This is a genomic window from Amycolatopsis sp. NPDC058278 (assembly GCF_042881395.1).
Taxonomy (GTDB): domain Bacteria; phylum Actinomycetota; class Actinomycetes; order Mycobacteriales; family Pseudonocardiaceae; genus Amycolatopsis.
The window spans coordinates 1-16,406 of the sequence record NZ_JBHVXZ010000083.1 but is presented as its reverse complement, the minus strand read 5'-3'; the positions used below and the strand labels follow the sequence as shown (position 1 = coordinate 16,406).

Annotated in this window: 2 protein-coding genes; both read right to left on the bottom strand. The window is 74.4% G+C overall.

Features of this window, described 5'->3' with window-relative positions:
* Nucleotides 1-3: 3 nt before the first annotated feature.
* Complete coding sequence (locus ACFVYA_RS33635) at nucleotides 4-6,315, bottom strand: SDR family NAD(P)-dependent oxidoreductase (RefSeq protein WP_387050786.1); 6,312 nt, start codon at nucleotides 6,313-6,315, stop codon at nucleotides 4-6.
* Nucleotides 6,312-16,406, bottom strand: a 10,095-nt coding sequence (locus ACFVYA_RS33630; RefSeq protein WP_387050760.1) for an SDR family NAD(P)-dependent oxidoreductase, incomplete at its 5' end; no start/stop codon positions are given. The genes ACFVYA_RS33635 and ACFVYA_RS33630, both read right to left, overlap by 4 nt.

Here is a 16,406-nt window from a genome sequence, read left to right as displayed (position 1 = left end):
TGGTCAGTCCCGCGCCCGGCCCAGCTCGGAGTCGATGAAGGCGAAGATCTCGTCGGTGCTGGCGGTTTCGATGCGGTCGGTCATCGCTTCGTCCTCGCCGGGCTCGCCGGCGGAAAGCCACTTCGACAGCAGGGCCTGCAGCCGGGTGGTGATCCGGGCGCGCTCCGCCGCACCGGCGGGCAGCGCGTCGAGGGTCTGCTCGAGGCGGTCGAGTTCGGCGAGCGCCGGCGGCACGTCCGGTTCTCCGGGCGCCAGCGCGGCGTGCAGGTACCCGGCCAGCGCCGACGGTGTCGGATGGTCGAAAACGAGGGTCGTCGGGAGTTTGAGCGCGGTGGCGGCGGCGAGCCGGTTGCGCAGCTCGACCGCCGTCAGCGAATCGAACCCGAGCTCGGCGAACGGCCGCCGCGGATCGACCGCGGTGGCGGAGCCGTGGCCGAGCACGGCCGCGGTGTGCCCGCGGACGAAGGCGACCAGCTGTTCGCGCTGCTCGGCCGGTGCGACGCCGTCGAGCCGCACCTTCGCGGGGGTGTCCACTGTGTACCCGACGGCCGGCCGGACCAGAGCGCGGAGCAACGGTGGCACGGACTCCGCGGCGGCCTTGCCGTCCACCGGCGTCGCGACCAGACCGGCATCCGGCGTGGCGAGTGCGGCGTCGAACAAGGCGAGACCCTGCTCCGCGGACAGCGGGGCGAGGCCGGACCGGCGGAGCCGCGCGATCCCGGCGTCGTCGAGGGCACCGCCCATCCCGCCGCCGGTCCACAGCCCCCAGGCGAGCGACTGCGCCGGGAGGCCCTGGGCGCGGCGGTCGTGGGCGAGCGCGTCGAGATAGGTGTTGGCGGCGGCGTAGTTCGCCTGGCCCGGATTGCCGAAGACGCCCGCGATCGAGGAGAACAGCACGAACGCGGCGAGGTCGTGCTTCCGGGTCAGGTCGTGGAGATTCCGCGCGGCATCGGCCTTCGGCGCGAGCACGGCCATCGTGCCTTCGGGCGTTTGCGCGGCCAGCGCACCGTCGCGCAGAACTCCGGCGGCGTGGATCACCGCTGTCAGGTCGATGCCCTGCAGCAGCTTCGAGAGGGCGTCGCGGTCGGCGGCGTCGCAGGCCGCGACGGTGACTTCGGCGCCGAGCCCGGCGAGTTCCGCTTCGAGTTCGGCGGCGCCCTCGGCGCCGGGTCCGCGGCGGCTGGTCAGCAGCAGCCGCCGGGCGCCGTGCGCTGCGACCAGGTGCCGGGCCACCTGCGCGCCGAGCGTGCCGGTTCCGCCGGTGATCAGGACCGTGCGGTCCGGGTCGAGCCGCGCGGGGATGGTGAGCACGATCTTGCCGGTGTGCCGGGCCTGCTGCAGGTACCGGAACGCCTGGGGCGCCTCACGGATGTCCCACACCGTGATCGGCAGCGGCGGCAGCTGGGACTTCTCGAACAGCGCGACCAGTTCGCGAAGCATCTCCTGGGTCCGCCGGGGGCCGGCCTCGATCAGATCGAAGGGCTCGTAGGTGACCTCGGGATGCCGCCGCGCGATGTCGGCCGGATCGCGCAGGTCGGTCTTGCCCATCTCCAGCAGGTGGCCGCCCGGCTTGAGCACGCGCAGCGACGCGTCGAGGGCGGCGCCGGTGAGGGAGTTGAGCACGGTGTCGACCGGGTGCGGCAGCTGGTGCTCGAAGTCGAGGGTGCGGCTGCTCGCGACGGTGTCGTGCCGGTGCCCGGCGATGACCGGCCACTTGCCGGGGTGGGCGGTGGCGTGCGTGTGCGCGCCGAGGTGGTGCGCGACGTGCGTGGCGGCCATGCCGACCCCGCCCGCGGCCGCGTGGATCAGGATGTGCTGGCCGGGTTTCGTGCGCGCGAGGTCCTTCAGCGCGTAGTACGCGGTCAGGTAGACGATCGGGACCGCGGCGGCTTCGGCGAAGGACCAGCCGTCCGGCATGGTCGTCACCGTTTGCCGGTCGGCGATGGCGACCGGGGCGAACGCGCCTTCGACCAGGCCGAACACCCGGTCTCCCGGCGCGAGGTCGGTGACGCCGGGGCCGGTCTCCACCACCACCCCGGCGCCTTCGCCGCCGATCACGATGTCGCCCGGATACATGCCCAGTGCGGCGAGGACGTCGCGGAAGTTCAGGCCCGCGGCCCGCATCGCGATCCGCACCTCGCCCGGGGCGAGTGGACGGTTCGCCGCGGCGTCCGGGGTGAGCGTGAGGTTCTCCAAGGTGCCCTTCGCGGTGACGTCGAGCCGCCAGGAGCCGGTGTCCGGCGGGACGAGGGCGCCTTCGCCGGCGCGCGCCAGCCGGGGCGCGAGGATCTCGCCGCCGCGCAGGGCGAGCTGCGGTTCGCCGGTGGCCAGCGCGGCGGGAAGTGCTTCGTACGACGCGGGTTCGCCGTCGACGTCGATCAGCGCGAACCGGTCCGGCGCCTCCGACTGCGCGGACCGGAAGAGCCCCCACAACGGGGCGCTCACGAGGTCGATCCGGCCGGTGCCGGTGCCGGTGGCGACCGCTTCCCTGGTGACCAGCGCCAGCCGGGACGCGGCGAACCTCGGATCGGCGAGCCAGCGCTGCGCCAGGTCCAGCCCCAGCAGGGTCGTTTCGTGGCCGCCGGTGTCCGCCGGAAGCGTGGCGAGCACGGTGCCGGGCACGGCCGCGCCGGCGTCGAGCGCGGCACCGAGCGCGTCCAGGTCCGGATGGGCCGGGACCGTGCCGAGCGCGGTTTCGACCGCGGCGATCACCGCCGCGTCCTCCCCGAGCACCGCGCACCTTCCCGCTGCCGTGGCCGGTTCGACGGTGGTCCACGCCACGGTGAACAGCGACTGCCGGGCGGCGGTCGCGAGCTGGGCCGCGGAGACCGGCCGGGTCGTCAGGTTCTCCACGGTGGCCAACGGCGCGCCGGCCGCGGTGTACAGGCGGATCCGCGCGGAGCCCGGCCCGGTCGCGGTGAGGTGGACGCGGGCCGCGGCGGCGCCGGTGGCGTGCACCGCGAGGCCGCCGAAGCTGAAGGGCAGCCGCGGTTCGGTGGCGAGGAGGTGGAGGCTCGCGTCGAGCAGGGCCGGGTGGACGCCGTAGCCGCCGGTGGCGAGCTCCGCGGGCAGTTCGATCTCGGCGTAGTGGTCGTCGCCGTTCCGCCAGGCCGCTCGCAGGCCACGGAACGCCGGACCGTAGTCCAGGCCCAGCGCGGCGAGCTTCTCGTAGACCCCGTCGACCGGTACGGGGGCCGAGCCCGCGGGCGGCCACGCCGTCAGCGCGGCCGGAACGGCGACGTCGTCGGTCAGGGTGGCGGTGGCGTGCCGGGTCCAGGGCCGGTCCGGCCCCGGCCGGGAGTGGACGGCGACCTCTGTGCCCTCGGCGGTGACCTGGAGCTGCACACCCTCGGCCGGAAGGACCAGCGGGGCTTCGAGGAGGAGTTCTTCGACCCCGGGGTGTCCCGTGCGCCGGGCCGCGTGCAGGCAGAGGTCCGCGAAGGCCGTGCCGGGCAGCAGCACCGAGCCCAGCACGGTGTGGTCGGCGAGCCACCCGGCGGTGCCGGGGGTGACGTGGCCGGTGAGGACGACGGAGTCGCTGTCCGCGAGCGAGATCATCGCGCCGAGCAGCGGGTGTTCGGGCTGGTCCTGGCCGAGCGCGGTGACGTCCCCGGCGCCCGCCGGCGCGTCGAGCCAGAACCGCTCGCGCTGGAACGGATACGTGGGCAGGCCGACCAGGCGGGCCGGGCCGAAGAACGCGGGCCAGTCGACGGCGCCGCCGTGCACGTGGACTGCGGCGAGCGCGGTCAGCACCGCCTGCGGCTCGGGAACGTCCTTGCGGAGCGTGGGAACGGCGTTCGCGGTGGCCAGCGTTTCCGGTGCCATGGCGGTGAGGACGCCACCCGGCCCGAGCTCCAGGAAGGTGGTGACGTTCTCGCTGCCCAGCCGGCGGACGGCGTCGGCGAACCGGACCGCTTCCCGGGCGTGCCGTACCCAATGGCCGGCCGTGCCGAGGTCGGCCGGTTCCCCGGTCAGCGTCGACACGACCGGGATCAGGGGCGGGGCGAAGGCGAGGCCGTCGACGACCGCGCGGAACTCGTCGAGCATCGGGTCGATCAGCGGTGAGTGGAAGGCGTGGCTGACGGCCAGCCGCCGCGTCCGGCGGCCGAGCGCGGCGAAGTGCGCCGCCACGGCGAGCACCGGTTGGTCGGCACCGGAGACGACGGTCGAGGCCGGGCCGTTGACCGCCGCGATCCCGGTGGTTCCGGTCAGGAGCGGAAGCACTTCCTCCTCGGTGGCCTCGACGGCGACCATCGCGCCTTCCGCCGGAAGGGCCTCCATCAGCCGCCCACGGGCGCAGACCAGGGTGGCCGCGTCGGCGAGGGAGAGCACGCCCGCGACGTGGGCGGCGCTGATCTCGCCGACGGAGTGCCCGGCGAGGAAGCCGGGCCGCACGCCCCACGACTCGAACAGCCGGAACAGCGCCACTTCGAGGGCGAAGAGGGCGGGCTGTGTGTACGACGTCCGGTCGAGCAGCGCGGCGTCGGTCCACATCACCTCGGCGAGCGGGCGGTCGAGGTGCGGGCCGATGGCCGTGCACACCTCGTCGAACGCGGCCCGGAACACCGGGAAAGCGGCATGCAGTTCGCGACCCATGCCGACGTGCTGCGCGCCTTGCCCGGTGAACAGCACGGCGAGCTCGCCGCTCGCCGCCGTGCCGGTGACGACGTCCGGTGCCGGCCTGCCGGCGGCGAGCGCTTCGAGACCCTCGCGAAGGTTCCCGCTGATGACGGCCCGGTGTTCGAAGGCGGTGCGCGTGGTGGCGAGCGAGTAACCGATATCGGTGGCGGACAGTTCGCCGCCGGCCCATGGCAGGAGCCGCCGGGCCTGCTCGCGCAGCGCCGGCTCGGTCTTCGCCGAAAGCGGCCACAGCACCGGCCCTTCGCCGGTGGCGGGCCCGGGTTCCGCCTCGGGAGCCTGTTCCAGCACGACGTGGGCGTTGGTGCCGCTGATCCCGAACGACGACACGGCCGCGCGGCGCGGCCGGTCGACCGGCGGCCACGGCCGGGTCTCGGTGAGCAGCGAAACCGCGCCCGCGCTCCAGTCGACGTGGGGCGACGGTGCGTCGACGTGCAGGGTCCGCGGCAGGACGCCGTGCCGCAAGGCGAGTACCGTCTTGATCACCCCGGCGACCCCGGCCGCGGCCTGGGTGTGCCCGAGGTTGGATTTGACCGAGCCGAGCCACAGCGGCGTCTCCCGATTGCGGCCGTAGGTGGCCAGCAGTGCCTGAGCCTCGATCGGGTCACCCAGTGTCGTCCCGGTACCGTGCGCCTCGACCGCGTCGATGTCCGATGTGGACAGGCCGGCACTGGTGAGGGCTTGGTGGATGACGCGCTCCTGCGACGGCCCGTTCGGTGCGGTGAGGCCGTTGGACGCACCGTCGGAGTTGACCGCGGAGCCGCGGACGACCGCGAGGATCGGGTGGCCGTTGCGCTGGGCGTCGGTGAGCTTTTCCAGGAGCAGCAGGCCGACGCCCTCGGCCCAGGCGACGCCGTCGGCCGCGGCGGCGAAGGACTTGCAACGGCCGTCCGGCGCGAGGCCTCGCTGCCTGCTGAACTCGACGAACCCGTCGGGCGTGGCCATCACCGTGACCCCGCCGGCGATGGCGAGCGTGCACTCGCCCGCGCGCAGCGACTGAGCGGCGAGATGCAGGGCCACCAGTGACGACGAGCAAGCGGTGTCGACCGTGACGGCCGGGCCCTCCAGGCCCAGCGCGTAGGCGACGCGGCCGGACGCGACACTGCCCGCGCTGCCCGCGCCGAGGTAGCCCTCCAGCTCCTCCGGAACCGGCTTGACGCGGGAGCCGTAATCGCCGTACATGATCCCGGCGAACACACCGGTCCTGGTGCCGCGCAGGGAAACCGGGTCGATCCCGGCGCGCTCCACCGCCTCCCACGACGTCTCGAGGAGCAGCCGTTGCTGCGGGTCGGTGGCCAGTGCCTCGCGGGGGCTCATGCCGAAGAACCCGGGATCGAACCCGGCGGCGTCGTCCAGGAATCCGCCGTGCCGCGTGGACGACGTCCCGGCGTGGTCCGGGTCGGGATCGTAGGCGACGCGCCAGCCGCGGTCGGCCGGGAACTCGCCGATGGCGTCCACTTCGGACTCCACCAGCCGCCACAGGTCTTCGGGACTGGCGACGCCGCCCGGATAGCGGCAGGCCATGCCCACGATCGCGACCGGCTCCCGCAGCCCCGCTTCGACGCCTGCCAGGCGCTGCCGGGCCGCGTGCAGGTCGGCGGTGACCCGCTTGAGGTACTCGCGGAGCTTGTCCTCGTTGGCCATCGTGAACCCTTCTCGGCGGTGGGTGGTCGTCAGAGCTCGTTGTCGATGAAGGCGAAGATCTCGTCGTCCGATGCGGATTCGAGGTGTTCGGTCACGGCCTGGCCGGAGGAGTCCTCGCCGCTCAGCCTGCCGAGCAGGTCGTGAAGCCGGCGGCCGAGCACCTCGCGGGCCTCGGCGTCGTCGGCGAGCTTCGCCCACGTGGCCTCCAGCCGCTCCAGTTCGGCCTCGACGAGCCCGGCACCGGACGGCTCACGGGCGGTGAGCTCACCGCGGATGCGCCGGGCGAGCACGGCCGGGGTCGGGTGGTCGAAGACCAGCGTGGCAGGCAGCCTGACCCGCGTTTCGGTGCTGAGCCGGTTGCGCAGTTCGATGGCGGTCAGCGAGTCGAACCCGAGTTCGGCGAACGCGTGGTCCGGGCGGATCGTGCCGGGATCGGGGTGGCCGAGCACGGCCGCGGCGTGCGTGCGGACCAGGTCCAGGAGGATCTTCTCCTGCTCGGATTCCGGCCTGTCGCCGAGCCGCTCGATCAACGTCGGCCCGGCTTTCGCGGCCGCGGGGCGGGCGCGGACGAGCCCGCGCAGCACCGGTGGGAGGGTGCCTGCCTCGGCCTGGGCCCGCAGCGCCGCGCTGTCGAAGCGGGCCGCGACGGCGTGGGTGTGCTCCAGCGCGGCGTCGAACAGGGCGAGGCCCTGGTCGGTCGTCAGCGCGGTCAGGCCGGATCGGTGGATCCGGGCGAGATCGGCACCACCGAGGGCGTCCGCCATGCCCGCTTCCCAGACACCCCAGGCGATCGACCGGATGCCGGGCCGGTGCCCGGCGAGTGCGTCGAGGAACGTGTTGGCGGCGGCGTACCCGGCCTGTCCCGCGGTCCCGAGCACACCCGCCGCCGAGGAGAACAGGATGAGTGGCACGGCGGTGAGCTCGCTCAGGTGCCAGGCGGCGTCGACCTTCGGACGGAAGACGGCGTCGAGCCGTTCCGGGGTGAGGGACGCCACGACGCCGTCCTCGACGACCCCGGCGGCGTGGACGACGGCGGTGAGCGGGTGCTCGGCCGGGATGGCGTCGAGCAGCCGGGCCAGCGCGTCGCGATCGGAGACGTCACAGGCCGCGACGGTCACGTCCGCGTCGAGGTCGACCGTGCCGCCGGTGCGGCTGACCAGCAGCAGGTGGCGGACGCCGTGTGCCCGGACGAGATGGCGCGCGATCAGCCTGCCGAGCGCACCGGTCCCGCCGGTGACGAGCACGGTCCCCTCGGGATCGAGCCGCGGCTTGTCCGTTGCGGGCTCGGCAGGCAGCAGCGCCGGCGCGTAGCTGACGCCTTCGCGCACCGCCAGCTGTGGTTCGCCGACGGGCAGTTCGGCCGGGACGTCCGCATCGACGTCGACGAGTGTGACGCGGCCCGGGTTTTCGGTCTGGGCGCTGCGGACCAAGCCCCACACCGGTGCCATGGCGAGGTCGACGTCGTTGCCCACCTCGACGGCATGGTGCGTGACGACGACGAGGCGGGTGTCGGCGAACTGTTCTCCGGCGAGCCAGTCCCGCAGCTGCCGCAGGGTGTTCCGGGCGACGGCGTGGGCCTGGGCGGGCACGTCGCCGTCCGCCCGGCCCGGCGTGATCACGACGGTCGGCTCACCGTCGAACTCGTCGAGGAACGCCCAGTCCGTGGTGGTGTCCGCGGTGATCGGCGACCAGCCGACCCGGTGCAGAACCTGCTTGGCGGCGAACCCGCCCGCGGGGACCGGGCGCACGGCCAGCTCGTCGACCGTCATGACCGGCAGGCCGTCGGCGCCGGTGATCCGCAGGGCGTAGCCGTCCGGGGTCCGGGTGATCCGGGCGCGCAGTTCGCGCTCGCCCGTGCGGTGCACGGTGACCCCGCGCCAGGCGAACGGCAGCAGCACTTCACCGCCGAGCGTCCGGAGGACCAGCGGGTGCAGGGCCGCGTCCAGAAGTGCGGGATGCAGGCCGAACCGATCCGCGCCCCGGTCCTCGGGGAGCGCGACTTCGGCGTAGACGTCGTCGCCGTCCTGCCAAGCGGCCCTCAGGCACTGGAACGCGGGCCCGTATTCGTAGCCGCCGTCGGCCAGCCGGTCGTAGGCCTCGACGACGTCGATCGCGTCGCCGGCCGGCGACCAGGGTCCGGCCGCCTCGGCAGGCGCGGCTCCGGTCAGGACGCCGGTGGCGTGCACGGTCCACGGCGCGTCGTCGTGTTCGGGCTGGGCGTGGACGGAAACCGTGCGGTGCCGGGTCTCGTCACCCGCGCCGACGGTGACCTGCACGCGCACGCCGCCCCGGCCGGGCAGGACGAGGGGCTCGCGCAAGGTGAACTCTTCCAGGCGATCGCAGCCGGACCGCCGGCCGGCGTGCAGCGCCAGCTCGACCAGCGCGCTGCCGGGGACGACGGTCGTGCCCAGCACGGCGTGGTCGGCCAGCCACGGCTGGGCCGAACGGGAAAGCCTGCCGGTGAACACCGTGCTTCCGCCGTCGGCCAGCTCGACCGCGGCACCGAGCAGCGGGTGCTCCGCGCGGTGCTGCCCCGCGGCGGCTTCCCCCGTGCCGGTGGGCGCGTCGAGCCAGAACCGCCGGTGCTGGAACGGATACGTGGGCAGGTCGGCTCGCCGGCCGCTGCCGGGGAACACCCCGGCCCAGTCGATGCGCGTGCCCCGCACGTACGCGGTGGCCAGCGCGGTGAACAGGGTTTCGGGTTCCGGCCGGTCGCGCCGCAGCACGGAGGCGAGCCCAGGAGACTCGGTGAAGCAGTCCTCGGCCGCCGCGGTCAGCACGCCGTCGGGACCCGCTTCGAGGCACACCGCCACGCCGTGCGCTTCCAAGGTCTGTACGGCGTCGAGGAACCGGACCGGGCGCCGGATCTGCCGCACCCAGTATTCCGGCGTGCGCACGTCTTCGCTGATTCCGCCGGTGACGGTGGAGACGATCGGGATCCGCGGCTCGTGATAGGTCAGGCTCCCGGCGATCCGCCGGAAGTCGTCGAGCACCGCGTCCATGTGCGGCGAGTGGAAGGCGTGGCTGACGCGCAGCCTGCTCGTCTTCCGGCCCCGCTCCCGCCAGTGCGCGGCGAGGGCGGTGACGGTTTCGTCGTCGCCGGAGACGACCACGGACGCGGGCCCGTTGACGCTCGCGATTCCGGCGAGACGCTCTTTCCCGGCCAGGAGGGGGATGACCTCCGCCTCACTCGCCTGGACGGCGATCATCGTGCCGCCGGGTGTCGCCGCCCGCATCAGCCGTCCGCGGGCGGTGACCAGCGTCGCGGCGTCCACAAGGGACAGGACGCCGGCGACGTGCGCCGCGGAGATCTCGCCGACGGAGTGGCCCACCAGGTACCCGGCTCGCACGCCGAAGTGCTCGAGCAGCCGGTACAGCGCGACCTCGAGGGCGAACAGGGCGGGCTGGGCGAAGTCGGTCCGGTCGAGCAGGGCCGCGTCTTCGCCGAAGACGACGTCGCGGAGCGGCCGGTCGAGGTGGTGGTCGAGCTCGGCGCACACCTCGTCGAAGGCCGTCGCGAACACCGGCTGCGCCGCGTGCAGTTCGCGGCCCATGCCGAGCCGCTGACTGCCTTGGCCGGTGAACAGCACCGCGGTCGCCCCGGCAGCCGCCGTCCCGCGTACGACGTGTGCCGCGGGCGTCCCCGCGGCCAGGGCGGCAAGGCCGTCCGCCAGTGCCGGCCCGCTCCGGGCGATCACGACGGCGCGGTGTTCGAACACCGCCCGCGTCGTGGCGAGGGAGTAGGCGATGTCGACGGACGGCTCGACCTCCGCCAGCCGGCTCGCCGCGTCGGCCAGTGCTCGCTCGGTCCGGGCCGAAAGCGGCCACGGCAGCACACCGCCGGTGACCGGCGGTGCCGCCGGCTCGGCAGGCGCTTCGGCCACGGGTTCTTCCAGGATCAGGTGGGCGTTGGTGCCGCTGATGCCGAAGGAGGACACACCGGCGCGGCGCGGCCGGTCCACCCGGGGCCAGTCCTCGGGTTCGGTGAGCAGGGACACCGCACCCGCGCTCCAGTCCACCCGGGACGTCGGTGCGTCGACGTGCAGGGTGCGTGGCAGGAACCCGTGCCGGATCGCCTGCACCATCTTGATCACCCCGGCGACCCCGGCCGCGGCCTGGGTGTGCCCGATGTTCGCCTTGACCGAACCGAGCCGCAGCGGCTCGGCCCGGTCCTGGCCGTAGGTGGCCAGCAAGGCCTGAGCTTCGATCGGGTCGCCGAGGGTGGTGCCGGTACCGTGCGCTTCGACCGCGTCGACGTCCGAAGCGGCCAGGCCGGCGGCGGCCAGTGCCTGCCGGATCACGCGCTGCTGTGCGGGGCCGTTCGGGGCGGTGAGCCCGTTGGACGCGCCGTCGGAGTTGACCGCGGAGCCGCGGAGGACGGCGAGGACCGGGTGGCCGTTGCGCCGCGCGTCGGACAGCCGTTCGAGCAGGACGAGCCCGGCCCCTTCGGACCACGCGGCACCGTCGGCCGCGTCGGCGAAGGACTTGCACCGCCCGTCCGGAGCGAGCCCGCGTTGCCTGCTGAACTCGACGAACGTGGCCGGCGTGGCCATCACGGTGACCCCGCCGGCCAGCGCGAGGTCGCATTCCCCGGCACGCAGCGCCTGTGCGGCCAGGTGCATCGCGACGAGCGAGGACGAGCACGCGGTGTCGACCGTGACCGCCGGGCCTTCGAGGCCGAACGTGTAGGCGACGCGGCCGGAGGCGATGCTGCCCGCGCTGCCGCTGACGAGGTAGCCCTCCAGCTCGGCCGGGATCTCGCGGATGCGAGAGGCGTAGTCGTCGTACATCACGCCGGTGAACACCCCGGTGCCGCTGCCGCGCAGTGCGGCCGGGTCGATGCCGGCCCGCTCGAAGGCCTCCCAGCCGGTTTCCAGGAGCAGCCGCTGCTGCGGGTCGGTGGCCAGGGCTTCCCGCGGGCTCATGCCGAAGAACGCCGGGTCGAAATCGCCCGCGCCGTCGAGGAAACCGCCGTGGCGGGTGTAGCAGGTGCCGGCGTGGTCGGGGTCCGGGTGGTACAGCGCGTCGAGGTCCCAGCCGCGGTCGGCGGGGAAGCCGCCGATGACATCCGCTTCCGACGTGACCAGCTGCCACAGGTCCTCGGGCGAGCGGACCCCGCCGGGGAAGCGGCAGGCCATCGAGACGATCACCACCGGATCGCCGTCGGCCACGGCGGTGGTCGCGACCGGTTGCGCGGCGGAGGTACCGGCCAGCTCACCGCGCAGGTACGCGGTCAGTGCGGCCGTGGTGGGGTGGTCGAAGACCAGGGTGGCGGGCAGCCGGAGCCCGGTGGCCGCGCTGAGCCGGTTGCGCAGCTCGATCGCGGTGAGCGAGTCGAAGCCGAGGTCCTTGAACGGCCGGACGTCGTCGACCGCACCCGGATCGCCGTGGCCGAGGACGGCCGCCACCGCGCCGCGCACGATCTCGGGCAGCCGCTCCTGGATGTCCTTCGCCGAGCCTGCCCGCCTTGCCGCGGGAACCAGCCCGCGCAGCAACGGAGGGGGCACGGCCTGGGCACGCAGGGCGGCGGTGTCGAACCGGATCGGGGCGACGAGCGCGCGGTCCGCGGCGAGCGCGGCGTCGAACAGCGCGAGCCCTTCCTCGGTGGGCATCGGCGCGATGCCGGCCCGGTGCAGCCGCGCGCGGTCCGCGGCGGCTGTCATGCCGCTGTCGGCGTCCCAGAGTCCCCAGGCGAGGGAAACGGCGGGAAGGCCGAGGTCACGGCGGTGCGCGGCCAGCGCGTCCAGGAAGGCGTTGGCGGCCGCGTAGTTGGCCTGGCCCGCGCTGCCCAGCACACCGGCGGCCGAGGAGAACAGGACGAACCGGGTGAGCGGGCGTTCCCGGGTCAGTTCGTGCAGGTGCCATGCGGCGTCGACCTTGGACCGGAAGACCGCGTCGACCGAGGCCGGCAGGAGGGTGTCCAGCGCGCCGTCGTCGAGAGCGCCGGCCGCGTGCACGACCGCGGTGACCGGATGTGCCTCGAGCACCCGCGCCAGCGCGGCGCGGTCACCGGCGTCGGCCGCGGCGACGATGACCCGCGCCCCGAGGCCTTCCAGTTCCTCGGCCAGGCCGCCGGCGCCGCCCCGGCGGCTGAGCAGGACGAGGTCCCGCACCCCGTGGTGGGTGACCAGGTGCCGGGCCAGCAGGCGGCCGAGGCCGCCGGTCGCGCCGGTGACGAGGACCGGGCCGTCGCCGAAGGGCTCGGCGGGACCCGGCGCGAGCCGGGCGAGGCGGGGGGCCAAGAGCCGTCCGTCCCGGACCGCGAGCTGCGGTTCCGCGGTGGCGGCCCGGATCGCCGCCGCCGTCGCCGGACCGTCCACGAGGGACAACCGGCCGGGGTGCTCGATCTGCGCGGTCCGCAGCAGGCCCCAGACCGGGGCGGTGGCGAGGTCGACCGGGGTGTCGCCGGTGTCGACGGCGTCCCTGGTGACGACCACGAGCCGCGACCCGGCGAACCGCTCGTCGGCCAGCCAGCGCTGGACGAGGTCGAGCATCCGGTGCGTGGACTCGTGTGCGGCCTCGATCACCGGCCCGCCGGCGGCGGTGCACTCGGTGATCACCACCGCGGGCGCCGAGGGGAACGCGGCGAGCTCGGGGTGGGCGGGGACACCGAGGCCGAGGTCGCCGGGGCCGAGTACCGCCCAGTCGCCGCCGTTCCCGGCGGGGGCGTCGACCGCGGTCCACTCGACGGCGTACAGCGGCTGCCGGCTCGTGGTGAGCCGCCCGGCGGGCACCGGCCGTGAATGCAGTGCCTCGACGGTGAGGACCGGAGTGCCCGCCGTGTCGGCGAGAGCCACCTCGGTCGCACCGGAAGCCGTCGGCGAGAGCCGGACCCGGACCTCGGTGGCGCCACGAGCGTGCGCGGTGAGGCCGGTCCACGAGTACGGCAGGTGCAGCGGCCCGCCGAGCAGTTCCAGGACCGCCGGGTGCAGAGCGGCGTCGAGCAGGGCGGGGTGGACGCCGAACCCCCCGGCGCCGACGTCGTCCGGGAGGGCGACCTCGGCGAACCGCTCGGCATCACGCGACCAGAGCGACCGCAGGCCCTGGAACGCGGGGCCGTACTCGTAGCCGTGGTCGGCCAGCCGGTCGTAGGCGTCGCCGAGGTCGACCGGAGCCGCACCCGGTGGTGGCCAAGCCGTCGCCCAGTCCGCGCGCGGCCGGGTGCCGCCACTGGCGAGCAGGCCGGTGGCGTGGCGGGTCCACGGCTCCTCCTCGCCGGTGCGGGAGAACACGGTGAACGGGCGGCGGCCGGTGCCGTCGGCCGGGTGGACCACCAGCTGGAGCGTGGCTTCTTCGTCCCCGTCGAGCACCAGCGGCGCTTCGAGGGTGAGCTCGTCCACGCGGTCCTCGCCCACGGTCGCGGCAGTGTGCAGGGCGAGGTCGGCGAACGCGGCGCCGGGCAGCAGCACGGCACCGGCGACGGCGTGGTCGGCCAGCCACGGCTGGGTGCGCGGGGAAAGCCGGCCGGTGGCGACGTGCCCCCGGCCATCGGCGAGCCCGATGGCCGCGCCGAGCAGCGGGTGCCCGCCGGCGGTCAGGCCGAACGCGGTGGCGTCGCCTGCCACCTCGGGCGCCGCCAGCCAGTAGCGACGGTGCTGGAACGGGTAGCGCGGCAGTTCGACCTTGCGCGCGCCGGGGAACACGGCGGCCCAGTCGATCTCGGCCCCGTGGACGTGGGCCTCGGCGAGCGAACGGAAGAACCGGTCGAGCCCGCCGTCGTCGCGGCGCAGGGAGGAGAGCGCGGCGGCATCAGCGCCGGTCGCGTCGATGGTCTCCTGGACGCCCATGACGAGCACCGGATGCGCGCTGGCCTCGATGAACAGGTCGTGGCCCGCGTCGAGGGCGGCTCGCGTGGCGTCCTCGAACCGCACGGTCGTGCGCAGGTTCCGGTACCAGTAGCCGGCGTCGAGGGTCGCCGTGTCGAGCGCGGCCCCGGTGACCGTCGAGAGGAAGGGCACGTCCGTCGCTTGTGGACGGACCGGGGCCAGCCGCCGCAGCAGGTCCTCGCGGATCCGTTCCACGTGTGCGGAGTGGGAAGCGTAGTCGACGGCGACCATCCGGGCGCGGTACCCGGCCGCGGTGAGCTCGTCCCGCAATCGCCGGAGGGCGTCCGGGTCGCCGGACACGACGACCGACCGCGGCCCGTTGACGGCCGCGATCGACACGGATTCGCCCAGGTACCCGCCGAGTTCGGCGGCGGGAAGGGAAACCGACATCATGCCGCCCTGTCCGGCCAGCGCGCCGAGCGCCTGGCTCCGCAGCGCGACCACCCGCGCGCCGTCGGACACCGACAGCGCACCGGTGACGGTCGCGGCGGCGATCTCGCCCTGCGAATGCCCGATCACCGCCGCGGGCCGGACGCCGTAGGAGCGCCACAGCTCGGCGATGGAGACCATGACCGCCCACAGCACGGGTTGCACGACGTCGACGCGGTCCAGCGAACCGCCGCGCAGCACGTCCAGGAGCGACCAGTCGCAGAATTCGGCCAGCGCGTCGGCGCATTCGGTGATCCGGCGGTGGAACACCTCGGACGTGTCCAGCAGCCGCTCGGCCATGCCGATCCACTGCGAACCCTGGCCGGGGAAGACGAAGACCGGGTTCGCCGGGCGATCGGCGATCCCGGTGACGACGCCGGGGTCCGGGTCACCGGCGGCGAGGGCTTCGAGGCCGCGGCGGAGGTCTCCGGTGACCACCGCACGGTGGCCGAAGGTGGTACGGGTGGTGGCCAGCGAGAAGCCGACGTCCGCGCCTTCCCCGCCGGCGAGCGGGAGGAGCTGCCGTGCGCGGTCTCGGAGTGCCGCGGGCGACTTCGCGGAAAGTGGCCACAGGACCGGGTTCGCCGGCGGCGGGGAAGCGGGAGCCGGCGCCGGTTCGGTGGCGGGAGGCTGTTCGAGGATGAGGTGGGCGTTGGTGCCGCTGATGCCGAACGAAGACACGGCGGCGCGGCGCGGCCGTCCCACCGGTGGCCAGTCGCGGGTTTCGGTGAGCACCGAAACCGCCCCCGTGGCCCAGTCCACGTGCGGGGTCGGTTCGTCGGCGTGCAGGGTCCGCGGCAAGGTGGCGTGCTCGATCGCCTGCACCATCTTGATCACGCCGGCGATCCCGGCGGCGGCCTGGGTGTGCCCGATGTTCGACTTGACCGACCCGAGCCACAGCGGCTCGTCGCGGTCCTGCCCGTAGGTCGCCAGCAGCGCCTGCGCTTCGATCGGGTCGCCCAGCGACGTGCCGGTGCCGTGTGCCTCCACCGCGTCGATGTCCGATGTGGACAGCCCGGCGTTCGCGAGGGCCTGGTGGATGACGCGTTCCTGGGAGGGGCCGTTGGGTGCGGTGAGGCCGTTGGACGCGCCGTCCTGGTTGACCGCCGAACCGCGGAGCAGGGCCAGCACGCGGTGGCCGTTGCGCTGTGCGTCGGAGAGCCGTTCCAGCACGACCATCCCGGCCCCCTCGGCCCAGGCCGCGCCGTCCGCGCCGGCGCCGAAGGACTTGCAGCGGCCGTCGGGTGCGAGCCCGCGCTGGCGGCTGAACTCGATGAACACCGCCGGCGTCGCCATCACCGTGACCCCGCCCGCCAGAGCCAGCGTGCATTCGCCGGTCCGCAGCGCCTGGGCGGCGAGGTGCATCGCGACGAGCGAGGACGAGCACGCGGTGTCCACCGTGACGGCGGGCCCCTCCAAACCCAGGGTGTAGGACAGCCGCCCGGACGCGACACTGCCCGCGCTGCCGCTGACCAGGTAGCCCTCGAACCCGGGCGGAGCCTGGACGTGCCGCGAGCCGTAGTCGTCGTACATGACGCCGGTGAACACCCCGGTCCGGCTGCCGGTCAGGGTGGCCGGGTCGATGCCCGCGTGTTCGATCGCTTCCCAGCCGGTCTCCAGCAGCAGCCGCTGCTGCGGGTCGGTGGCGAGCGCCTCGCGCGGGCTGATGCCGAAGAACTCGGCGTCGAATTCGCCGGCGTCGTAGAGGAAACCGCCCTGACGGACGTAGGACGTGCCCGGGTGGTCGGGGTCCGGGTGGTAGAGCGCGCCGAGGTTCCAGCCGCGGTCGTCCGGGAAGCCGCCGATGGCGTCTGCTTCGGATTCGACCAGCCGCCAGAGGTCCTCGGGCGTGGTGACCCCGCCGGGGTC